This is a genomic window from Halobacillus sp. A1-3 (assembly GCF_050971765.1).
Lineage (GTDB): Bacteria > Bacillota > Bacilli > Bacillales > Halobacillaceae > Halobacillus > Halobacillus mangrovi_B.
The window spans coordinates 1-22,807 of record NZ_JBPCEO010000009.1 but is presented as its reverse complement, the minus strand read 5'-3'; the positions used below and the strand labels follow the sequence as shown (position 1 = coordinate 22,807).

Sequence of the window (22,807 nt, the reverse complement as noted above, 5' to 3'; positions counted from 1 at the left end):
AGACACCGCAATGTTCTTTCGAGGCACGAAAGTTTATGTAAAACAATTCTAAAATACCATTCAAAATTTTCACAATTTTCTACATAATAGGAGATGTAGGTTTTACATATTTTTTCAAGGAGGTTGTTTATTTGAAAGGTAACAAATTGACCGCTCTATTATCTGCAGGCGCACTCTCTTTATCACTTCTAGCCCCAGCCGCTGCTCAGGACGTCCACGCGAGTTCTACGTATGAGAATTGGAATGTCGAACGATACGGTGACCGAATCGACATTGATGGCAAGTTAGAAAAGCAATCCGAAAGCGAGGAGTTCCAGAAAGAGGCCAAACAAACGATCAAACAGAATGCTGATGGTGTAACCTTTGACGGTGAAGAAGACTCCCAAGCTTCCTCTACCAGTGATTCATCCTTTACTTTCGATGGAGGAACGAAGCAATTCCTAACCCGGAACCTAGCCTTTAAATCTTTCACTCAAAGGAGTATAGGTGAACATGTAGAAGTGTGGGTCGCAAATGACCTGTCCTTCCCTGAGGGTGACTCTCGTGACGCTCACCAGATCAATCAGGAGCAAGTAGACAAGCTGGCTGCTGAATTTGATTCGAATATTTACCCTGAAGCTACCGATTTCTTCGGCACTCCAGATTCTCTAGATGGAACTGACGCGCAACTTGAGGATTTAGGTATTGTTCCCGAAGGATATTATCAGGGTGAAGGAGATAATGTCATCCTTCTTATTGATAACATTGAGGACGAAAACTATAATGACCCAGAATATCCTTTCTTCGTTGCAGGGTTCTTCTGGCAGACCCTTGAGAATTATATGGATCGAAACATCGTAACCATCGACTCCCGTGACTGGGATACCCGTTTGGAAAACACTTTCTTTGGTACAACCATTCATGAATTGCAGCATTTGATTCACGCTGACAATGATGGAGATGAATCCTCCTGGGTAAACGAAGGAATGTCTACGTTCTCCGAATATTTAGGAGGCTATGGGCTTGATTCTGGATCAATCAACTTCCTGTTGGACCACCCGGAAAACTCCTTAATAAACTGGGATGAGCATGTGGATGCTCCAACGGGACCAGAAACCATTGCCGATTATGGACTCGTACAATTGTTCACACTTTATAACTACGAGCGTTTTGGAAAAGAGTTCATCCGCTATGTAGCTAAAAATGAGCTCAATAGTATCGAAAGTTATGAAAATGCTTATAAAGAGTTTGGATTTAATGTTACATTCAACGAAGTTTATCAGGACTTCTCAACCGCTATGGTAGTGGATGATGATCAATTCAAAGACGGTAAATACGGATTCCAAAACATCGATTTGCGTGATCTGCCAACGGAAGATGGAGAGCGTGGGTTTACCGTCAACTTTGAAAAAGCAAAAACGTACGAAAAAGAAGGCGTGCCTGCCTGGGGAACAGATTTTAAAGAATTCAACTTTACTCCAGACGATAAAGTTGAAACCTTAAGTTTCAATGGACAAGACTTTGCACAGAATATCTGGGAATCTGTCCAGGATCCACTAGGTTCAGCCAATGAAGTTCTATGGGGCGGAGAAGGAGATGAGTTGGATAACAACCTTATCTTCAAGGCTGACTTGACGAATGTTGAGGAAGCAACGATTAACTTCGACCATTTTGTTGATATTGAGGAAAGCTGGGATTATGGCGTCGTACAAGTTTCTACGGACGACGGTCAAACATGGACATCGCTTTCCAACGAAAATACGCGTACAGATGTCGTAGAGCAGGGTTATCCGAAGATTAAAGAAAATGTTCCTGGATTTACTGGGCACTTTGAGGACTACCAATCTGAAACCTTCGATCTTTCTGAGTACGCAGGACAAGAGGTTCACATCTCCTTCCGCTACCTGACAGACTGGGGTTACAACGATGCAGGCTGGTTCATTGATAACATTGAGGTTCCTGAAATCGGACTAAGCTTTGACGGTACGTCTAAAGAGCCATTCATGTCTAAAGCGGAACTGCTTAAAGAATACGTAAATTATGGAGTAACGTTCATTAAAGAGAAAGACAACGGTGGATATCAAGTGATTGAAGTCGATCCGTTCAATATTACTCATGAGGACGCCTTGGACTTAGAGCAAACCTTCCGTCAAGGGAAAACCTATATGACAACTTATTATGCTGCTCCTCAAGACAACTTAAATCCTATGTCTTTTGAATATGAAGTCAAATACAAACATGATGATAAGAAGAATAACTAATTGACAGAGAAGGCAGCCAATATTGTTGGCTGTCTTCTATTCAATTGACTAGCGCTTGCACCCTACTTCTCTCTTATGTCATGATTTGTTTAAAAAGAAAAGGTGATGCTATGTTTATAAATGAGTTGGAAGTCAAAGATTTACATACCGTTGCGAATTGGCTTTATCATATGAATGAACAGGATGACCATTATGTAGCGTGGCTTGCCTCTGACCCGAATGAAATCTTCGAACAGATATGGACGCTGACACAATTTAAGGAGCCCCTTGCCTATGTCGCCTGGGAAGGAGAATCCATCATCGGATTTCTCGGCATTTTGCCATTCTTTGATCAGAAGCTTTGCCGGTTATTAGGACCCTTTGCACAAAAAGACCCTGAATCGGTAATTGAACAATTGTGGGATAAGGCTTCTTTAACTGTTCAGCTTCATTTCGATGCGGTAAAAGTGGCTTGCTTTGAGAGTAATAAAGAGCTCGTAGCTTTTGCCGATCGACATGATTTCGAGCTTTATAATATCGAGAAGACACTTGCTGCTCACCGCTCTCTTTTTCAGCCATCCACTAATAAAAGTCAGTCCATCGTAGACTTACATATGGATGACATGGATCGTTTATCCTTGCTCCACCCTTCTGGAGCCTACTATACAACTGAGGAGATGGTCAGACTCTCTAAGGAAGAAGGCAATTATTTATGGGGCTTCCAAAAAAACGGTGATCTTGCCGGTTATATTTATATGGAAACCATCCTTCCAGGTCATGAAGCGGAAATATGCTTTGTTAACGTAGCAGATGGAGAGCGAGGAGCAGGAATTGGATCTACGTTGATTGAACATGCCCTTCAATATGCGTTCCATGCCCTCGATTTAGACGTAGTTACTATTTCCGTACGCACACAAAATAAAGAAGCTGAAAGGTTATATAAACAATTCGGCTTTAGAAAAATTAATACGATTTACGCCTATCAAAAGCAATTCCAAAAAGCATCTAATAGATCTTTTCATTAGACTTTGTTAAAGGAATATTGAATTTTTTAGGTTTCTAGTCCTTATCAGGAAAGGTTGATTTTTGGGTGGGATGTTTCCATTGCCATAGATGGATCCTGGAGGTCCGGGAAATGACTCGCTTTCCATGGGAGTTCGGTGAGCTTCCTCAGGCTTCCGCCCTGCGGGATCTCACCATGAACTTTATTCCCACAGGAGTCTCGCCATTTCTCTGACCTCCTGACGTTTGTTAGGAATAACGGAAACGCCCTAGAATTAAGAAATAATCGATTTCTTGACCTTCATTTTATATTGAAGATTTAGAAATAGATTTAGCAAGGAGGTTTTTCCTTTTATGGAAGAGATAATCCAACGCACGCTTCGCAAAATCCAAGACGACTCCTCCATCAAAGAGGTCAGGCAAGTCAGCGGTGGAGACATTAACCGCTCTTATTATGTAGAGACAAAGAATCATCAGTATTTTTATGAAAGGAAATGAACAAGTTCCTCCCCACTTCTTCCGGGCAGAAGCGCAAGGATTGCAATTGATAAAAGATACCAACACAGTAAAAGTACCCTCTGTCTATCATTATGACGAACCGGAAAATAGCGAAGCAGCTATGATTGCTATGGATTGGGTTAATCCAAGTCGCAGTGATGCCTCTAGAAAATTAGGGCATAACCTTGCTCATATGCATCAGCAAACCGCGCAAAAATACGGTTTTGGCTCCCCAACATTTGTTGGTAAGTTAGATCAACCTAACTCTTGGACCTCTTCTTGGGTCGACTATTACCGTACCTATCGGTTAAAAAAGCAGATGGATTATGCTAAATCCTTAAATCGCCTGCCAAAAATACGGCAGGAAAGACTCGAAAAGCTCTTAGATCGTTTGGAAGAATGGGTGCCCGCACACCCAGAGGCCTCTCTCTTGCATGGAGATTTATGGGGAGGAAACTGGATGACAGGGGAAGATCATGAACCTTATTTAATTGATCCGTCTGTTCTATATGGTGATCACGCTTTCGAAATAGCTTTCACTGAACTTTTTGGTGGATTTCCTAAGACATTCTACGAAGAGTATGAAGAACAGTTTCCCCTAGCCGACCATTACGAAGATATAAAACCTCTTTACCAGCTGTTTTACTTGCTTGTCCATTTAAATATGTTCGGCGAGAGTTACGGTTCAAGTGTAGATAGTATTTTAAAAAGATACGTAGGATAGACTCAGGAATAAGCTCTTCCCTTTCCTGAGTCTGAGATTTCCACGAGCTCAAGTGGATAAGGTTCAAAATAGGTCTGCCTCTGCAAGTAAGAATTATCAAATCTGTCTACCCATGAATGGAGCACACTCAACACAGCACTTAAAGGAACCTTTTCATCGGAATATTGTTTAAGAAGGGATTGGAACCCTTCTTTTTCTTTTGGGCTCAGCTCTTTCTTAAAATAACCGGCCATATGCTGGCAGACATTCACATGGGCACTTGGCTTTGCCGGCTTACCTAGCAGTTTGTAAAGACGTTCTTTATAATATTCGATCACTTCACTGAAGAGGTGGTTGTCATGGTTAGCAATGATCCTTCCCATTTGTTTAAGGATGCCTGGATGATAAGCCATGAATAGATATTTGTTTCTAGAATGAAAAGCTTGCAGGTTTTGCAATCTCCCCTGCTTTTTCACTTGTCTGAAAGAAGCTAATGTAAACAACTTTGTGAGAAAATGATGACGCAGCGTGAAATTCTTTAACCTTCCTTCTTCTTCAATAGCCAGCCCCCCAAATTGTTGGAGGATTTCATTAGCAAATAGGCCTGAAGTCTTACCCACAACTTGAGAGTTCTTTTCACTCTGATATACCTTCACATCATGCATTCCGCAAGTAGGCGATCGGTTCTTTAATAAAAATCCGTCCACATCCGACAATTGGCTTAAGAATCCTTTTGAAAAATTCTTCATTTCCTCAGTAAGGTCTTCTCCTGTTTTCGGTTGAATTAACTGCTTCTCTTCTCCCTCTACAATCCGTATGACATCCCTGGGCACACCTAGGCCGATCTCCACTTCAGGACAAATAGGAATGAACTCCACATAAGGACGCATTCGCTGAACGGCTTTGTCGGGAATGACAGCCCCGTTATACCTTACTTCTCCAAACTCTAAACATCGACTGACTACGACTCTTGGAACAGGAAAATCATTCACCAACAGCACTCCTTTTTCCTATCAAACAAATCTCATAGTATAGGCAGGAATTCCTTTTAATAAAGTCGAATAAACATGAGAAAGCGCAAACATTCAAATTTCCTATTGGATTTTGTTGAAAAACATACTAAAATATATAACGTTGCATATTTATTCTTAAATTTTTATAAATAAAAATAGAGAGTCAGGAGAGATGTTCTGGATGAAAGCTAGAGATTTTAAACTATCATCGCATTTAAGATTTATCATCCCATCCTTAATTGGTGTCTTTTTATTCATGTACCCGATTATAGGGGATGACGGTTCCGTTACCATCCCGATCGCCATTCTAGCTGGATGGGTAGAAACATGGCTGGCAGGTCAGCTTTCTCTGATCATGACCATCATAATTACCATCACTGCTATCGGGACAGTTTGGGTTAAATTGGCTGGCCCAGAGAGGCTGAACAACACCCCATTTTTCAAATCCTTATTTAATGTTCCTCCTGTATGGGTGGTTACACGTGTCTTAGGAATGATTTTTGCTATTATGGTCTATTTTCAAATTGGACCTGAGGCAATCACCTCGGAGAATACGGGTGGATTATTGTTAGATTCGCTTCTGCATGTACTTTTTGCCGTTTTTCTTTTTGCCGGATTATTCTTGCCTCTATTATTAAATTTCGGTTTACTGGAACTATTTGGGGTTGTCTTGACAAAAATCATGCGTCCTCTCTTCAAGCTTCCAGGGCGGTCCTCCATTGACTCCCTTGCCTCCTGGTTAGGAGACGGAACAATCGGGGTTCTATTAACGAGTAAGCAATATGAAGAAGGCTATTATACAAAACGTGAAGCAGCGGTTATTGGGACAACCTTTTCTGTTGTTTCTATCACCTTCAGTTTAGTTGTTATCACAGAAGTCGGGCTAGCAGACATGTTTATTCCCTTTTATCTAACTGTAGCACTGGCTGGCTTTGTTGCTGCTTTAATTATGCCGCGAATTCCACCTCTTTCTCGAAAAGCGAACACATACGTTACAGAAGAAGCGGATGATGATAATGAAGAAGTTCCCGGTCACCACAACGTATTCACTTATGGATACGCAAAAGCTGTAGAACAAGGCAGCAAATCGACTGGAGTAAAAGAATTTTTCAAGCAAGGTGGACAAAATATCCTCGATATGTGGATGGGTGTAGCCCCAATCGTTATGGCGCTAGGTACAATTGCGCTAGTCATTGCTGAGTTCACACCATTTTTCTCATGGTTAGGCACACCGTTCATTCCACTACTTGAGCTCATGCAAGTTCCATACGCTCAGGAAGCATCTGAAACCATTCTTGTCGGTTTTGCGGATATGTTCCTTCCAGCTCTTATCGGGGCGTCCATTGAAAGTGAAATGACGCGATTTATTATTGCTTGTCTATCTGTTACTCAATTAATTTATATGTCTGAAGTCGGCGGCCTGCTTCTAGGGTCAAAAGTTCCTGTTGACTTAAAGGATTTATTTATTATCTTCCTTGAGCGTACGATCATTACGCTGCCGATTATCACGCTTGTCGCTCACCTTATTTTTTAAGACCCGCCTATGAAAAATGCGTTAAAAACGCGAAAACCGCTAAGCCGGATTACTCGGGCTTAGCGGTTTTAAATTGCTCAATGACCGCCTGGGCTGTGCTCAAACTCGATTGAGGGTTCTGCCCTGTAACGAGATTCCGCTCAACAACGACATGATCCTTGAATGCTTCACCTGTTTCAAATACTGCCCCTTCTTCTCTAAGTCGATCTTCCAAAGAAAAAGGCACTACGGATTCAAGTCCAGTCTGCTTTTCTTCTTCGTTCGTGAAACCAGTCATTTTTCTTCCCTTCACAAAAGGCTGATCATTGTGATCTGTCACTCCTATAAATCCTGATGGACCGTGACAGACGGAACTGATCATTTTATCCTCTGTTATAAAATGTCTGAGGATCTCCTCTATCGTATCGTTATTAGGGAAGTCCACCATCGTCCCGTGTCCTCCGCAAAAGAATATCCCATCAAAATCTTCTGGGTTGATTTCTGATAAACGCGGCGTATCATGAATCGGTTCCATTACTCCATCCCAAACCCTAGGCAGTTCATTGCTGTAGCTGTTAGGATCAATTGGAATTCTTCCTCCGCTCATACTGGCGGCCGTCACCTCAAAGCCAGCTTCTTTGAACTCAGTAGCCGGCTCGACAAACTCTGAAAGCCATAGACCTGTATCGTGCTGTTCAAGCTTATCTGCATTTGTTACTATCATAAGTATTTTTTTGGTCATGCCCAATCACACTCCTATCCAATCTCCCTCCTATTATTGGCTATGACTCGAATTTTACCCATTTTTTATTAGGATCTTTCCATCCATACTTGTTCGACCAGTTTCTGCGAAGCATGCTTATGATACACTTCGTTCACCTCATAAGACTGAGGTGTATTAAAGGCCACGACTCTGTACTCTTTAAATTGATGGTTCAATGCTCTTAACATTCGTTCATAGTCACTTTTATCTTTTCTAACGGCTTGTAAATGAAATAAAGTCAGACGATCCTTGTTTCTTGATAAAAGTACATACCCTATAGGCTGTCTTCCCAGCGAAAATTGATATATTTCTCTTTCATCTATAAAATCAACCTTGTTCTGCCATGGCATTACTTGAAAGTGTTGAGATATGTTTTCCTTGCAATCCTCATACGTGACCAGTTTCAACGTTAGATCACGCTCCTGCTTAAACGTACCTTTATCTAGTTCAATGGTGTCTAGATGATCTTTTATTATGTACCCATTGTTTTTGTAAAGCTGAATCGCTGGTTTGTTAGTACAAATGGCTTCCAAACTAGCATTGGAAACCTTCTCTTTTTCATAAACACTCAGCGAAGCTTCCATTAACCTTTGCCCTACGCCAAGGTTCCGGTAATCAGGATGGACAGCGGTTCCACCGTTATAAGCGGTTTGGATTCCTTGTAGTGGCTGGATACTGTTGAGTATAATTCCAACGGGTTTTCCTTCGTCATAAGCTAAAACAGAATACTCTGGTGAAAGTCGTTTTGTGCTCATCATTTTTATAAATCCTTCTACATTCATAGTGAGGTCAACCGTGTAATCTTGGAATCCCTCATTCCAGGCTTTTATGGCATCTTTAAAGGAACAGTTCATCATTGATTTGACGTTCATTAAAGCTCCTCCTTTTTGAATCATTATATTAAATTATTTAGTTGATATTCAGTTTAAGGAGTATTTAATTCACAATACCCCAACTGGGTCAATACCTATCCTGTTACTCAAGTTAGAGGAAGATGTGTTGAGAAATCACTCGCTTTCCTTGGGCGAGACGGGAAGCTTCCTCAGGCAATAGCCTTCCGGAATCTCCCCTGGCCCGTTCTCCGCAGGAGTCTCATGATTTCTCTACACACCTTACCACTGTTTAGTTAATAGAATAGTTGTAATCCCTTTAACTAATCTTAAGTGTTGTCAGGGCAGTCATGGACTCCATACATTCTAAATTTAGATATATTTTTATAGGCAATTGTATAGAAAAAAGCGTGAGCCTTTGTGGGCTCACGCTTAATTTTTATGATTGTAAGGTTGAGTTTTTACCGGAGATTCTTTGCCACCATTTTTTCATTAACTGTGTGCGGCCTTCTATCACTGGTTGAGTCAGTGTCTGAATTGCACTGCTTGATAGCAAGTAAACGATCGCAGCCGAGACAATTGCTAAACCGACCACATCAAGGATTGTATTGACTTTGAACCAGCCAGCTTCTCTGAAAAACTGGATAAAGAAACCATGTAACAGGTAAACGTATAACGTTTTTCCACCTAAATAAGTGAATTTATATTCCTTGCTTGGTACCCATGCCAGTACACTAATGGTCATGAGGACGGCCAGGACATAGACGCCCAGACGGAATAGTCCACCCATTTCAGGGCTCCCTAGTACTTCATACGATTTTGATCCAAGCAGCCATCCTGAGCTGAATTCAGGAAAAGCAGCAATTAATCCTGCAATCACAGCCATAAATACTAGGCTTACTTCTTTCAAACGTCTTGTTCTCCATTTTTGTACCTGTTCCTTTGTCAGCCAATATCCCGCTAAGAAGAACGGAAAGAATACGAATGTCCGTGAAAGACTAAAGCTGTGTCCGATATCACTTACGTATCCAATCACAATTCCAACCTCAATGGCAATCGCAAGCCCGATAATCGGAGGAATTTTCTTGAACCAGTACAACAGGATATGCCAACAGAACAAGCTAAACAAGAACCATAAGGACCAATGAGGATAAAATGGCCCGCTTAGCCATCCATCTTTTCCGATAAAGAAAAAGTATCCCGTATAAACAAGTTGAAAGATCAGATATGGTAGAATCAATTTTTTAGCCAAGTTCAGAATGTAATCTTTATGTCCCGAACCTTTAGCAAAGAAGCCTGCTAGAAAAATAAACGCAGGCATATGAAAAGTATAAATCCATGTATAGAGGGTGTACATCGGTCTAGAGCCATCCGTGAACGGCTGAATCATATGGCCGAAGACCACTAAAAATATGAGCATTATTTTGGCGTTATCAAAAAAAGCGTCCCGCTTCATTTCTTTTCACCCTTTATCTTTTTCAATAATATAAATTGCACTTCAGTTAAATAACTTCCTCTCTCTTATTTAACATAAATATACCCTTGTTATGTACGTTTTATTGCTTTTTAAATAAACTGTAACCATTTTGTCACGTAGTGTTTCCACGTTGTAATTAGAGAATAAAAGCGCAAGTGGTTTGTGAGACCCGAGAAGATAAGCAAAACAGCTGGATGAAGGTGGTTTTTCCTTACTCAGGTCGGGTTGCTCATGTCGAGAGACGCTGGGCGCAGGAGCCATTTGTCACTGTCCAGGCAAAAATATCCCAAGTAGAGTTTTTATATTTATAGCCAAGAAGAAAAACTCCCTTATGCTTACGCATAAAGGAGTTATCTGTTTTATTCAAACTCGATCGCCCAAGACCCTTTACGGAAAATTGGTTCAAATTCTCCATCTTTTGTTTCGCCGTCAATATCAAGCTCTGCAGATCCCATCATGAAATCTTCGTGAATAAGACTATCATTCACCCCGTGCTCGTCCATTTGCTCTTTACTGAAGGAAGAGCCATCTTTAATGTTTGTTGGATAAGCTTTTCCTAATGCTAAGTGGCAGGAAGCATTTTCGTCATAAAGGGTATTGAAGAAAATGTGTCCTGATTGGGAGATCGGAGATTCATTTGGTACGAGCGCAACTTCTCCTAAACGCTTCGCCCCTTCATCTGTCTCCAGTAAATGCTTCAGTGTATCTTCACCAGCTTCTGCAGAATAGTCAACGACTTTTCCGTCTTCAAATGTGAGTGTAAAGTTCTCAATTAAATTCCCACCGTAGTTCAACGGTTTTGTACTTGAAACTTTTCCTTGGATACCGTATTTATGAGGCATAGTAAATACTTCTTCTGTCGGCATGTTCGGATTGAATTCTACGCCATCCACTGATTCCGTAGAGCCGCCGTGCCAAATGTGGTCTTCTACAAGTTCAATAGACAACTCTGTGCCAGGCGCTTTGTAATGCAGCTTTTTGTACTGTTTTTCATTCAGATATTCTCTTGCCTGTCTCAGCTTTTCATTGTGCTCCTCCCAAGCTTTGGTCGGGTCTTCCTGATCAATTCGCGTGATATGGAAGATCTGTTTCCATAATTCTTTTTGGGCCTGTTCTGTTGAAGCTTCTGGAAAAACTTTTTCCGCCCAAGCCTGTTGAGGATAAGCAATGATGCTCCAAGTCGTTTTGTCGTTCATGATGTAGTCACGATAATTCGTCAATGCTTCCGCACTCGCTTTGTTTGCTTTCGCCACTCGTTCAGAGTCGACATCTTTTAATAGATCGGGGTTCGGTCCATACACAGAAAGAAGACCATAACCATCAGCTACCATTTCTTCAAGCCCCTCCGCTTTCCACTTCGGAAAACTCTCGAGTACTTTCATAGGTGCATTTTTCATTTTCAAATAGGTGAGCACTTCGTCTCCCCATTCCACATGAACATTTTTTGCCCCTTTTCCATAGGCTTTTGCTGAAATAATACGAACAAGGTCCGCCGCATCAATCGGAGCATTGATGATCAAACCTTGCCCTCTTTGTAAATTCACGCCTTTTTGAAGTGCTAAATCTGCATACTTTTCTAATTGTTTTTGATGCGTAGTCAATTGCAACCCTCCAAAACTAGTTAGTCCAACATTATTATTTCACAAATTTCACAGCATTCCTAGTTATAACCAACGAGCATTCATTCTCATCGATATTAGGCATTATTTTTTGCTAATCTTTCCTTTTAAGTCTGAGGATGAAAATGATCGGGGAGGAAAGAAAAAATTCACAAGAGAGACTTGAGATTTGAATGAGTATCCTAAACTTCATACTAAAAAGTAAGCAGGGGCTAACTACCGCAGCTTACTTTTCTTCTTTAAACATCTCGATGGCGCGCTCGCGCATTGTTTTATGATTCACTATAGGTTCAGGATAATCTTTGCCAATGGTACAGCCTACATTCTCCTGTTCTTCCTCAGGCATTTTACTCGGATCATGAATGTATTTTTTCTGTACATCTTCAAGCTCCGGAACCCACTCTTTTATAAAACGTCCATGAGGGTCGAATCGTTCTGACTGTCTTGTAGGGTTAAATACGCGGAAGTAAGGAACCGGGTCTGTTCCTGTTGAAGCTGCCCATTGCCATCCGCCAATATTAGAAGCAGGATCATAGTCCACTAACCTTTCAGCGAAGTAGCGCTCCCCTTTTCTCCAATCCATTAGCAAATCTTTTGTTAGAAAAGAGGCAACGGCCATTCTAAGACGATTGTGCATCCAGCCGCTTTCGTTTAACTGCCTCATCGCCGCATCAATAAGCGGAAACCCTGTCTGCCCTTGTTTCCATCGGTCAAATATATCTTCGTCGTTGTTCCACTGCAAGCCTTTATATTTCTCGACCATTTCTTCGTCTGAAGCGTTCGGGTAGAAATGATAGATCATATTGTAAAAATCACGCCAGGCAAGTTCAGAAATATAAGTTTCTACGCCTTCTGTATTTTTTCTGAAGTCAACTTGCTCATGGATTTGATGATAAACAGTTCGAATGGAAATCGCGCCCGTTCGTAAAAATCTCGACATTTGGCTCGTTCCATCGATTGCAGGAAAGTCTCTTTCCTTATGATAATCGTAAATCGCGGCATCTAAAAACTGGTTCAGCCGGTCATCGGCATCCTGCTCCCCTACACCTTCAAACGTCTGATTCGTCTTTGAAATTAAGGACTCATAGGCTTTGGTACCAAAAGCAGACGTCTCCTTGATCGCGGTCTTTCTTAGTAAATCATGATCAACTTTTTGAACGGCCGGCTTCTGAAGTGACTTCCAACTCTTATAATAGGGAGTAAAAACCTTATAATAGCCCCCGTCTTTCTTTGTGACTTCATCCGCTCCATGAAGGTGGTGATCTATAAAGGTGTAAGTCTTGATGTCTTGTTTTTTGAGAAATTCAAGAACTTCTTGGTCGCGTTGCCAACCGAATCCTGTCTCGTCTATATTGAAGTATATAGAATCGATTTTAATGGTTTCTATCAATTGTTGAAAAGCTTCCTTCAATTCACCTTCAAGAAAATGTATCGGAGCTCCAAGTTTCTTCGCATCATTCACGAGGGACTCCAAGGTCTGAAAGAAGTAATCATGACGGACGGTGAATGCTTTGTTTAGCGCAGGGTGAATGTGGAACATTAAAAGGATTTGATCGTCTTCTTCTGTATGTTCTAACGCTTGCGCAAGCGCTGTGTGATCGTTCAGTCGTAAATCACGGCGGAACCATACTGCTCGTGTCGCCATACCATCACCTTCCTCTATCTCCATCATTCCTTTTTGCCACAGGACATAAACCATTGCAGCCCATCTGAATAAGTACATGGATAAAACTGTCACCTCAGGTCATCCAGAATCTGGATGACCTGAGGTGACAGTTTTTTGAAATGGACATAAAAAACCTGCCGAAGGGGAGGATCCCCTTCGGCAGGTGCTTTGTTTTATTCGAAGTTCTTCATTAATGTGGCCATTTCAATGGCTCCCGTTGCAGCTTCCCAGCCTTTGTTCCCTGCTTTTGTTCCCGCGCGTTCAATTGCTTGTTCAATAGTATCTGTGGTAATAACTCCAAAGATCACAGGAATACCGCTTTGCATGGAAGCTTGTGATACGCCTTTAGCTGCTTCATTGCAGACATAATCGAAGTGTGGAGTTGATCCACGGATAACTGCTCCCAACGTAATGACCGCATCATACTTCCCACTGTTCGCCATTTTTGCAGCTACAAGCGGAATTTCGAAAGCGCCTGGTACATAAGCGACCTCAATGTCTTTTTGGTCGACACCGTGGCGTTTGAGCGCATCCAAAGCTCCTCCGTGAAGCTTGCTTGTAATAAAATCGTTGAACCTGCCGACGACAATTCCTACTTTTAATCCTGTTCCGACCAGATTACCTTCATATGTTTTTACCATTTTTCTGTCCCCTTTCTAGTAGTGGAATAAATGTCCCATTTTAGATTGCTTCGTTCTTAGATATTGTTCATTTTCTTTACGTGATTTCATCTGGATAGGTACTCGCTCAACAACTTCTAAGTCGTAACCGCCAAGTCCGGAAATTTTCTTTGGGTTGTTAGTGAGCAATTTCAGCTTAGAAATCCCTAAATCTCTTAATATTTGAGCCCCAACGCCGTAATCACGGAGATCTGGTCCAAATCCGAGTTTTGCATTCGCTTCGACTGTGTCCAGCCCTTCTTCTTGAAGTTTATAGGCACGGAGTTTGTTTACTAATCCAATTCCACGGCCTTCCTGGCGCATATAAAGCAATACTCCGCTTCCATGTTCAGAAATCTGTCTCAAAGCATTATGAAGCTGTGGGCCACAGTCACAGCGGTAGGAACCGAACACATCACCTGTCAGACACTCCGAATGTACACGGACTAACGTTGGTTCATCAGGGTTAATCTCCCCTTTAACAAGAGCCACATGATCTTTAAAGTCGATGTCATTTGTAAATGCGATTGCGCGGAAGTCTCCATACTCCGTCGGCATTTTCACCTCTACATCCCGCTTTACGTGATTCTCATTTTTATGGCGATATTGAATAAGATCGGCAATGGTAATCATCGGAATGTCAAATTCATCTGCCATTTTCCTTAGGTCTGGTACTCTTGCCATCGTTCCATCGTCTTTAATGATTTCACAAATGACTCCAGCTGGTCGTGCCCCTGATAATCTAGCTAAATCAACAGATGCCTCTGTATGACCAGCCCGGCGCAACACTCCGCCTTCTTTAGCAACCAGTGGGAAAATATGACCTGGTTTATTAAAATCACTAGCCGTTGACTCAGGGTTCAACATTTCCCGAATTGTAAGCGCACGTTCATCCGCTGATATCCCCGTTGTTGTATCCTTATGATCAACGCTAACAGTAAAAGCAGTTTTATTTGGATCTGTGTTATCATCGACCATCGGCAACAACTCTAAATCATGAGCGACCTGATCTGTAATTGGGGCACAGACAAGTCCTCTTCCGTACTTAATCATAAAGTTGATCATCTCAGTGCTTGCATATTCCGCAATACCGACAAGATCTCCTTCATTTTCACGATCTTCATCATCACATACAATAACTAATTTACCTTGTTTCAAACGTTCAATCGCTTTTTCAATTGAATCAAACATCTCGTCTCACCTTCTTTTATGCAAAACCGTTATCAGCTAGCATTTGCTTTGTAATCGCTGATTGAGGTTTGTCAGATTGTTTTCCACTTAAGAAATGGGCGACATATTTTCCAATCATATCGCACTCGATATTAACTGAGTCACCTGGTTCTTTTTCACCAAGCACCGTATGTTCCATCGTGTGTGGAATCAAGGATATAGTTACACGCTGGTCCTCTACTCCAAATACGGTTAAGGATGTTCCATCAACGGCAATGGAACCTTTATAAACAAAATAATGAATAAGTTCTTCTGGCAGTTCAATCTCATAATAAACGGCATTCGATTCGGGTCTTTTTGACACAATCTTTCCAGTTCCATCGATGTGACCGGATACTAGGTGACCTCCAAATCGACCGCCAGCAGCCATTGCCCGTTCTAAATTCACAGGGCTCCCTTGCTTTAAGCTCTGGAGATTCGTTGCACGATACGTTTCAGGCATAACATCAAAAGCAACTGTGCTTTCTGTGAAAGCTGTCACAGTCAAACATACACCGTTAATGGAAATACTGTCCCCAAGATGCACATCTGTCAAAATATCTTTTGCAGTAATTTGTATTTCTAATGATTCCGTTTTGCTTTTAACGGACTTCAGCTTGCCTATCTCTTCAATAATACCTGTAAACAAGGTTACTCCTCCCTTTTTACAGAGATGATCTTTATATCATCCCCGACTTGTTCAGTGGATAGAATTTCAAAGGCTTCCACCTGTTTAAGCTGTTTGACACCCTCTCCTCCCACAGGAGTTAAAGCGTCTTTTCCTCCAATGAGTTTTGGTGCAATATATGTCACGATTTCATTAACTTTGCCTGCACGTACAAAAGCATCCGCAATGGTACCCCCGCCCTCTACGAGAACAGAAGTCACTTTTTGTTCACCAAGATATGAAACAAGCTCTTCTACGCGAATCTTCTCTTCATTTAATGCGAAAATTTTCACATGCGGATACGGCTTGAAAATATCGATCTCCGCTTGAGAGACATCTTTTCCAGTAAAAATCCAAGTCGGGGCTTCTTGATTTTGTATCAATTGAGCTGAAGGTGGGATTCGTAATTTTGTATCAAGCACAATCCTGATTGGGTGAGACCCCCGGCCCTCTATCCTTGTAGTCAACTTAGGATTATCAACGAGAACTGTGTTAATCCCGACCAAAATGGCATCTGATTGATGACGATAGCAATGCCCGTCTCTCCTGGCTTCTTCACCGGTGATCCATTGGCTTTCTCCTGTAGAAGTAGCGATTTTCCCATCAAGGCTCATGGCAGACTTCAAACGAATATAAGGTTCTTTTGTCTGAATGAAATGAAAAAAAGATCGGTTCAGGTCATCTGCTTCTTCTTTCATGACGTTTGTTCGCACTTCAATTCCCGCTTGCTCCATCATTTCAATGCCGCGTCCTGAAACTTTTGGGTTTGGGTCATTGGAAGCAATAACTACTCGGCGAATTCCTGCATCAATGATTGCTTTTGCACACGGAGGTGTACTTCCGTAATGACTGCAAGGTTCTAGTGTGACAAAAATTTCTGCGTCTTCCGCTTTTGCTCCAGCCATTTGCAGTGCGTGGACTTCTGCATGATACTCTCCTGCTTTCACATGAACCCCCAGTCCGACCACTTGGTTGTCTTTAACCACAACTGCAGCTACGGACGGATTAGGACTCGTTTGTCCCACAGTTTCTTTCGCCATTTGAATTGCCATCGACATGTATCGCTTATCACGGTCCAACCACTTCACCTCCTTATATAAAAAATAACCCTGAAGAAGGCATACTTCTCCAGGGTCCTATATAAACGCAAAAATTTGTATAACGAATAAAGGGTACACGTGTAACAAAATGTACCTTATTTTACGTTCTCCACATCCTTCTCCCATCCAGACTTTCACTGTCGGCTTTGGACTATGCACCAAATCAGGGGGAATGGTGCTTCACACTCACTCCCCGTCGCGGGCTCGGAACAAACTGTTCATTACCGCCGGCTGGGATTTTCACCCGACCCCGAAGGATTCTATATTCAGTTGTATTACTATAAATATATATGAAATGCGCTAAACACGCAATTCATTTGGTTTCGATAAAACAATTTCCGAAAACAGAAAAGGTATAAAGACCCTGACACTTAAATAAAGGAAAATGAATGAAACAACCTAACATTCAGTTTCTTTCATTAATTTCCCATGCAGTTCGTATTCCTGACTCTATTGCTCCTTCTATCCATCCATGAAAGGAAGATGTGTGTTCACCTGAAAAGTGAAGTCTTCCTTCAGGCTGGCGTATGGTCTCGGTAAACTTTTCACCCTGTCCCGGGAGGAAAAGTGTAAAGGCCCCAGCCGAATACTGATTTAGACTCCAATTAAATGAATAGGCCTGCATAAATTCTTTATATACGATATTCCCGTATATTTTAGCCAAGTCTTCGAGTAATTGACGGACCATTTCTTCGTGTGGAACACTAGCCCAAAGAATGGCATCTTGCCCCCAGCTATAACTTGCTAATAGAACCGCAGGTCCACTAGAACCTATTCCATGACTTGGGATATAGGAGAATCTTGAAGGTAAATCGGTAATGGCATTTCCTACTCCTGCCTTCTCCCAAAATCGACACCTAAATTCCACTCCAATTTTGACAGCTGGAAGGTTGATAATTTCTCTAATGACTTGCCATTTTTCAAAGGAAATTGAATGGTAAGGATACACATCTATAAATTGAAAGACAGGGAAAGGGATACTCACAATGGCATAATCCCCTTCATAATGGTGACATCCGCCAGCGACAGGGTCTCTTGCTTGTATTCTTACCCCACCTTTATCCTGATAAATTCTATCCACTTTCCGATTTAATTGTATATCTTGATTTAATTCTTTCGTGAATGACAAAGGTAACTGATCGTTACCACCATCAATCTCGAAAAAACTCACTGATTTACTAAAAATAGGAAAAATAATATCGGTCAAGATGTCCATAAATGAAAACTCCGGAAAACCTTCAAGTCCAAGCATAACCCCTATACTCCTTATTGCAGCTTGCGACAGGGGTCTACCAATGGGATTAAATTCAAGGAACTCCCCCATTGAATAATTGGAGTATTCTTTTATTAGCCTCTCTTGCTCTTCAGGAGAACTAGTTGAATAAAGCTCCAGAAATGGCTGAGTAGCTTCAAGAAAGAGCTCTGTGGCTGTCTTACCTTTTTCATCTTCATTAACAGGGAAGTTTAGAATATCTGGGCTTTCCTCATATGATTTTCTCGTTGTTAGAACATGATTGACAAAGATTAAATCAACAGGTGAAGAATTGATAAAAGGGTTTAGAGGCAATTGAAAACGTCGTATATATTCTAAGACCAGTTTATGATTATCAGGGATTCTCATTGCCCCTACATCTAGATAATTACCTAGCGTAAAAGGGTGCCGAACTGTATAAACTCTACCACCTATACGATCATTGCCTTCTAAGACAGTCACTTGATGACCTGCTTCCTTTAATAAAGATGCTGAAACAAGGCCGGCCATCCCCGCCCCAATGATCAATACTTTCTTAGGAAGTAGCTTTTTTGGCAGACCATTTCTTATAATAGTAAGCATTTGATCTGGGTAACTTAAATTTTTATTTCCATGCCCTCTCATCTTACCGCCCCCTTCTAAAACATTTATATGTTAAAGAAGTAATCGAAAGCATTCAGGTGAGCATCATTCTCCTTCACTCTTTAGATATTTGTATCTGCCAATCCTCTTTCCTATGTGAATAGTATTGTCAAAAGGGTAAAAATCAGCTACTATGTAAATATTCAAGGAAACCGCTTGCACACTTATCCATCTAATCTAGCATCATATATTAGATGGATATTATTAGAAGTATAATTAAATAACTGTTATTAAATGCGCAATCGATTGCATTATTTGTTTGTTAATTCTGATTATTCATTCTTATCATGTACAATGGGAGTAACGTTAACACCGTGGCAGGGATAAAAGCTCACATCATAACTAGGAAAAGAGGGGTTCATGTGAAACGAGTATGGTGGAAAGAAGCAGTAGGATATCAAGTCTATCCACGAAGTTTCCAAGATTCAAACGGGGATGGCATCGGAGATCTTCAAGGGATGATCGACCGGTTGGATTATATTAAGGAATTAGGTGCGGACTTCATCTGGATTTGTCCTATGTACAAGTCACCGAAAGACGACAACGGCTATGACATTTCAGATTACAAAGACATTCTCGAAGAATTTGGCACGATGCAAGATTTCGACCGTCTATTAAAAGAAGTTCACAAGCGTGACATGAAATTAATTATCGATTTAGTCCTTAACCATACAAGTGATGAACACCCATGGTTCATCGAGTCAAGAAAATCAAAGGACAATCCAAAACGGGATTGGTATATTTGGCGCGACGCAAAAGATGGTAAAGAGCCAAACAACTGGGAGAGTATCTTCGAAGGTTCCGCATGGGAGTATGATGAAAAAACAGATCAATATTACCTCCATGTTTTCTCAACTAAGCAGCCTGACTTGAACTGGGAGAATGAGGAAGTCCGTAATGAACTTTATGAAACCGTCAATTGGTGGCTGAAAAAAGGAATTGATGGTTTTCGAATCGACGCGATCAGCCACATTAAAAAGCGCCCAGGATTCCCTGATATGCCGAACCCCGACAAAGAAGACTATGTATCTTCCTTTGATATGCATATGAACCAGGAAGGCATCCACACATTCTTACAAGAATTCAAAGAAAAGACGTATGCCAACTACAAAGTCATGACAGTTGGTGAGGCTAATGGTGTCAGTGCAGACGAAGCAGACTTATGGGTTGGAGAAAATGGTAAGATGGATATGATTTTTCAGTTCGAGCATTTAGATCTTTGGGATAAGGATGCTGAACAACAGCTCGATATTGTAGCATTGAAAGAAACACTGACCCGCTGGCAGAAAGCACTGGAAACAGATGGATGGAATGCTCTGTTCGTAGAGAATCATGATAAAGCACGTGTCGTATCCACCTGGGGTAATGATGAGGAGTACTGGCGGGAAAGCGCGACTTCTCTAGGAACAATGTACTTCTTTATGCAAGGAACGCCATACATCTATCAAGGACAGGAGATTGGAATGACGAACGTTGCCTTTCCATCAATAGAAGACTATGATGATGTAGCAGCTAAGAACTTATATAAGAAGAAGAAGGCCCAAGGAGTTGAGCACAACGAAATCATGGAAATCCTGTGGGCGACATCCAGAGACAACAGCCGTACACCTATGCAATGGACCAGTGACACCAATGCCGGCTTCACAAGCGGTACGCCTTGGATGAAAATCAATCCTAATTATAAGGAGATCAATGTAGAGGACCAGCTCCATCAATCGAATTCTATCTTGAATCACTATAAGAAAATGATTGAGCTGAAGAAGGAACACGATCTCTTTACTTACGGCATTTATGATTTACTTCTAAAGGATGATCCGCAAATTTATGCTTATACTCGGACATTAGCTGGCCAGATGGCACTAGTCATTACAAACTTAACCGATAAAAAAGCTGAGTTCGAATCCATCCACAAGCTTTCCAGTGGTGATTTGATTTTAGAAAACTATGAAACTGAAAATCATGAAGATATTACACGCTTCACACTAAAGCCATTCGAAGCAAGAGTATATTTACTAAAAAACAAATAAAAGAGCGCGGCCTCATAGCCGCGCCTTTTTTATCTCTCTGCAATTTTCGTATCTGCTTCTAATTCCAACTCCACGTTTCCTTGGATGGCTTTCGAAATCATGCAGCTCTTTTCTGCTTTTTCTACAAGTTGCTTCAGTTTTCTAAGATCTTTTTCACTCGCCTCGCTCTTAAGAGAAACCTGTGGTTTGTGAATGATTTTTTTATAGGTGAAAACACCATCTGTCACGTCGACAATGCCTTCTGAATCCATATCCATCGATTCAAGTGGCAAACCTGCCCGCTCTATCATTGCTGCTAAACTGATGATATAGCAGGTGGCGGCAGCTCCAAGCAGCATCTCATCAGGATTTGTACCGATATCCGGTCCATCCATTTCTTTCGGTATGGAAATCTTCGTTTTTAATTTATCTGACTCGATATAACCAACTTCATTGCGGCCACCAGGCCAGTCGGCTTTTAGATGGAAATGATGTAAGACCATTCTAACCAACCTCCTTTTCTATCATCTATTTTAAGAATTTCTTATTTAAAATTGAAGTCTTCTGTTTGTGAGCGTTTAAGTTTTATCTTTATTCAAGGCTTCTTCATTTTCACGAATTCATATTCACTACCATTTGTTTTTTGTAAAAATGTATAAAGCTCACGAAAACCAGCCCGTAGATAGACCTCTATTGCTCTTTTGTTGAACACAGCGACTGACAGTGTGAAATGATCAGCTCTGTAGTGTCGCTTAGCAAATTTAATACCTTCATCCAAAAAGGTCCCCCCATATCCTTTCCCCGTCAAGTCTGGCCGAAGACCAAGTCCAATATCAACCGTGAGACGATCTATAGGAGTAAGAGTGAAAAAACCGATCAATTCTCCATTCCCATACACGCTATAGGTATGATGACTTCTTTTTTCATAATGGATGAATTCCTCATAGTCCTCTTCGTCTGCTGTCATATCATAAAAGCTATAAGGCTCTGGGTATTTCCAAGATGCAATAATTTCTGCATCCTTTTGAGGCATTGGACTCAACTCCATTATCCCGCCTCCTTCCTTCTAGTAAGCAAAATATAAACGATGAGGCCAATGACCGGGACCATCCCCATCCACAACCAGGATCGTCTATTGGAATTTTTCCATTGATCCCAACCAATTACAAACATACTTAATGCCGTCAAAACTATAAAATCAATAGTCATGACGTGAACAAACTGAGAGGTTGTAAAGGCGTCTGCATATATCGAAAAATTGCCACTCACAATTCCATGAATGATAAGGCTGAAAGAGCCAAGTAAAAGAACAAGGTGAAGAAGGGTTGATTGTAAGAATAGCAGCAGCCACATAGGTGTACGGTTAGATCGCTCATTTCGAGTTGCAGATAAGAAAAAGTAGGGCATTAAAGCAAACGCTCCAAGCATGAAAGAACCTATTACAAATGGCCAGGCAGGAAGACGGCTTTTATCATGCTTTAAAATGAGAATAGCAAAAGCCAAAGGGTAAATTCCGAGTAAACTAAATACAGCGAGCAATAAAGGATCGGGATTATCCATTGCGATCAGCTGCTGCAAGTGACCTTCATTACCTGACGGAGCTCCTGTCCATGTATAAAGAACAAAAGCTGCCCATATAAACGCCAGAATGACTCTTCTGGTCATTCCGAATCCCAGTCTTTTTTAAAGCGCTCCATCTTTATTTGAAGTTGTTGGATCATATCCAGTACTCTATTGAAATCGTCAATATCCACCTCGTCTGCGTCCATGGTTGATACCACCTGGTTAAGCATTTTGACCCGGTTTTTTATGTAATGAAATTGATCGGACGGATGCTTTGCAGCTTTCCCCATCGTCTTCCCCTCCCTTTCCTTTTTTCTTCATTTTACCCTTTTAATTCTGACAAGGAAACTTTTAACAGGCATTAATTTTTTTCAAATTAGTCCAATACCCATCCTCCCCCACTAAA

Annotated in this window: 21 protein-coding genes and 1 riboswitch; of the genes, 6 read left to right on the top strand and 15 right to left on the bottom strand. The window is 41.3% G+C overall.

Going from position 1 to position 22,807, the window contains the following annotated elements; translation table 11 throughout:
- Positions 1–131: 131 nt before the first annotated feature.
- From ACRYKC_RS15720 to ACRYKC_RS15705, 4 genes are all read left to right on the top strand, one after another.
- Positions 132–2,240 carry a peptidase M6 gene (locus ACRYKC_RS15720; RefSeq protein ID WP_433808007.1) on the top strand — a complete coding sequence of 703 codons (2,109 nt, stop codon included), beginning with the start codon at positions 132–134 and terminating at the stop codon, positions 2,238–2,240.
- Positions 2,241–2,365: 125 nt separating this feature from the next.
- Positions 2,366–3,244 (top strand): GNAT family N-acetyltransferase, encoded by an 879-nt coding sequence (locus ACRYKC_RS15715; RefSeq protein ID WP_433808005.1) that lies wholly within the window; start codon positions 2,366–2,368, stop codon positions 3,242–3,244.
- Positions 3,245–3,575: 331 nt separating this feature from the next.
- Complete coding sequence (locus ACRYKC_RS15710; RefSeq protein ID WP_433808003.1) at positions 3,576–3,719, top strand: hypothetical protein; 144 nt, start codon at positions 3,576–3,578, stop codon at positions 3,717–3,719.
- A complete protein-coding gene (locus tag ACRYKC_RS15705) occupies positions 3,706–4,443 on the top strand; it encodes a fructosamine kinase family protein (protein WP_433808001.1) in 738 nt (245 codons plus the stop codon). The genes ACRYKC_RS15710 and ACRYKC_RS15705 overlap by 14 nt, the downstream gene beginning before the upstream one ends.
- A 2-nt stretch (positions 4,444–4,445) precedes the next feature.
- Here the strand turns inward: ACRYKC_RS15705 and ACRYKC_RS15700 are convergent, their stop codons facing one another.
- Positions 4,446–5,414 (bottom strand): YbgA family protein, encoded by a 969-nt coding sequence (locus tag ACRYKC_RS15700; RefSeq protein WP_433807999.1) that lies wholly within the window; start codon positions 5,412–5,414, stop codon positions 4,446–4,448.
- A gap of 202 nt (positions 5,415–5,616) precedes the next feature.
- Between ACRYKC_RS15700 and ACRYKC_RS15695 the strand changes: the two genes are divergently transcribed.
- A complete protein-coding gene (locus tag ACRYKC_RS15695; RefSeq protein ID WP_433807997.1) occupies positions 5,617–6,969 on the top strand; it encodes a YjiH family protein in 1,353 nt (450 codons plus the stop codon).
- A gap of 49 nt (positions 6,970–7,018) precedes the next feature.
- Here the strand turns inward: ACRYKC_RS15695 and ACRYKC_RS15690 are convergent, their stop codons facing one another.
- The 10 genes from ACRYKC_RS15690 to ACRYKC_RS15645 all read right to left on the bottom strand — a co-directional run bounded on the left by ACRYKC_RS15690 (position 7,019) and on the right by ACRYKC_RS15645 (position 18,814).
- Positions 7,019–7,672, bottom strand: a complete 654-nt coding sequence (locus tag ACRYKC_RS15690) for a type 1 glutamine amidotransferase domain-containing protein (protein ID WP_433807995.1) — start codon at positions 7,670–7,672, stop codon at positions 7,019–7,021.
- Between the two features lie 86 nt (positions 7,673–7,758).
- A complete protein-coding gene (locus ACRYKC_RS15685; protein ID WP_433807993.1) occupies positions 7,759–8,583 on the bottom strand; it encodes a GNAT family N-acetyltransferase in 825 nt (274 codons plus the stop codon).
- A 397-nt stretch (positions 8,584–8,980) separates the two neighbouring features.
- Entirely contained in the window at positions 8,981–9,997 is a 1,017-nt protein-coding gene (locus tag ACRYKC_RS15680; RefSeq protein ID WP_433807991.1) for an acyltransferase family protein, read from the bottom strand.
- 380 nt (positions 9,998–10,377) lie between these two features.
- Positions 10,378–11,619: an aminopeptidase gene (locus ACRYKC_RS15675; RefSeq protein ID WP_433807989.1), complete on the bottom strand. Its 1,242-nt coding sequence runs from the start codon at positions 11,617–11,619 to the stop codon at positions 10,378–10,380.
- Between the two features lie 244 nt (positions 11,620–11,863).
- On the bottom strand, positions 11,864–13,360 hold the full coding sequence (locus ACRYKC_RS15670; protein WP_433807987.1) for a cryptochrome/photolyase family protein: 1,497 nt from the start codon (positions 13,358–13,360) through the stop codon (positions 11,864–11,866).
- 116 nt (positions 13,361–13,476) lie between these two features.
- Positions 13,477–13,944 carry a 6,7-dimethyl-8-ribityllumazine synthase gene (gene ribH, locus ACRYKC_RS15665; protein ID WP_433807985.1) on the bottom strand — a complete coding sequence of 156 codons (468 nt, stop codon included), beginning with the start codon at positions 13,942–13,944 and terminating at the stop codon, positions 13,477–13,479.
- A gap of 15 nt (positions 13,945–13,959) precedes the next feature.
- Complete coding sequence (locus ACRYKC_RS15660; protein ID WP_433807983.1) at positions 13,960–15,153, bottom strand: bifunctional 3,4-dihydroxy-2-butanone-4-phosphate synthase/GTP cyclohydrolase II; 1,194 nt, start codon at positions 15,151–15,153, stop codon at positions 13,960–13,962.
- A gap of 16 nt (positions 15,154–15,169) precedes the next feature.
- Positions 15,170–15,820 (bottom strand): riboflavin synthase, encoded by a 651-nt coding sequence (ribE, locus tag ACRYKC_RS15655; protein WP_433807981.1) that lies wholly within the window; start codon positions 15,818–15,820, stop codon positions 15,170–15,172.
- Between the two features lie 2 nt (positions 15,821–15,822).
- Positions 15,823–16,896: a bifunctional diaminohydroxyphosphoribosylaminopyrimidine deaminase/5-amino-6-(5-phosphoribosylamino)uracil reductase RibD gene (gene ribD, locus ACRYKC_RS15650; RefSeq protein WP_433808355.1), complete on the bottom strand. Its 1,074-nt coding sequence runs from the start codon at positions 16,894–16,896 to the stop codon at positions 15,823–15,825.
- Positions 16,897–17,048: 152 nt separating this feature from the next.
- Positions 17,049–17,200: riboswitch (FMN riboswitch) on the bottom strand.
- 144 nt (positions 17,201–17,344) lie between these two features.
- On the bottom strand, positions 17,345–18,814 hold the full coding sequence (locus tag ACRYKC_RS15645; protein WP_433807979.1) for a flavin monoamine oxidase family protein: 1,470 nt from the start codon (positions 18,812–18,814) through the stop codon (positions 17,345–17,347).
- 380 nt (positions 18,815–19,194) lie between these two features.
- Between ACRYKC_RS15645 and ACRYKC_RS15640 the strand changes: the two genes are divergently transcribed.
- Entirely contained in the window at positions 19,195–20,859 is a 1,665-nt protein-coding gene (locus ACRYKC_RS15640) for a glycoside hydrolase family 13 protein (protein ID WP_433807977.1), read from the top strand.
- Between the two features lie 29 nt (positions 20,860–20,888).
- Here the strand turns inward: ACRYKC_RS15640 and ACRYKC_RS15635 are convergent, their stop codons facing one another.
- The 4 genes from ACRYKC_RS15635 to ACRYKC_RS15620 form a co-directional block, all read right to left on the bottom strand.
- The gene (locus ACRYKC_RS15635) at positions 20,889–21,341 is read right to left on the bottom strand and encodes an OsmC family protein (protein WP_433807975.1); all 453 of its coding nucleotides are present in this window, start codon (positions 21,339–21,341) and stop codon (positions 20,889–20,891) included.
- Positions 21,342–21,433: 92 nt separating this feature from the next.
- Entirely contained in the window at positions 21,434–21,886 is a 453-nt protein-coding gene (locus ACRYKC_RS15630) for a GNAT family N-acetyltransferase (protein ID WP_433807973.1), read from the bottom strand.
- On the bottom strand, positions 21,886–22,503 hold the full coding sequence (locus ACRYKC_RS15625; protein WP_433807971.1) for a hypothetical protein: 618 nt from the start codon (positions 22,501–22,503) through the stop codon (positions 21,886–21,888). The genes ACRYKC_RS15630 and ACRYKC_RS15625 overlap by 1 nt, the downstream gene beginning before the upstream one ends.
- Complete coding sequence (locus tag ACRYKC_RS15620; protein WP_433807969.1) at positions 22,500–22,691, bottom strand: SE1561 family protein; 192 nt, start codon at positions 22,689–22,691, stop codon at positions 22,500–22,502. The genes ACRYKC_RS15625 and ACRYKC_RS15620 overlap by 4 nt, the downstream gene beginning before the upstream one ends.
- Positions 22,692–22,807: the final 116 nt, after the last annotated feature.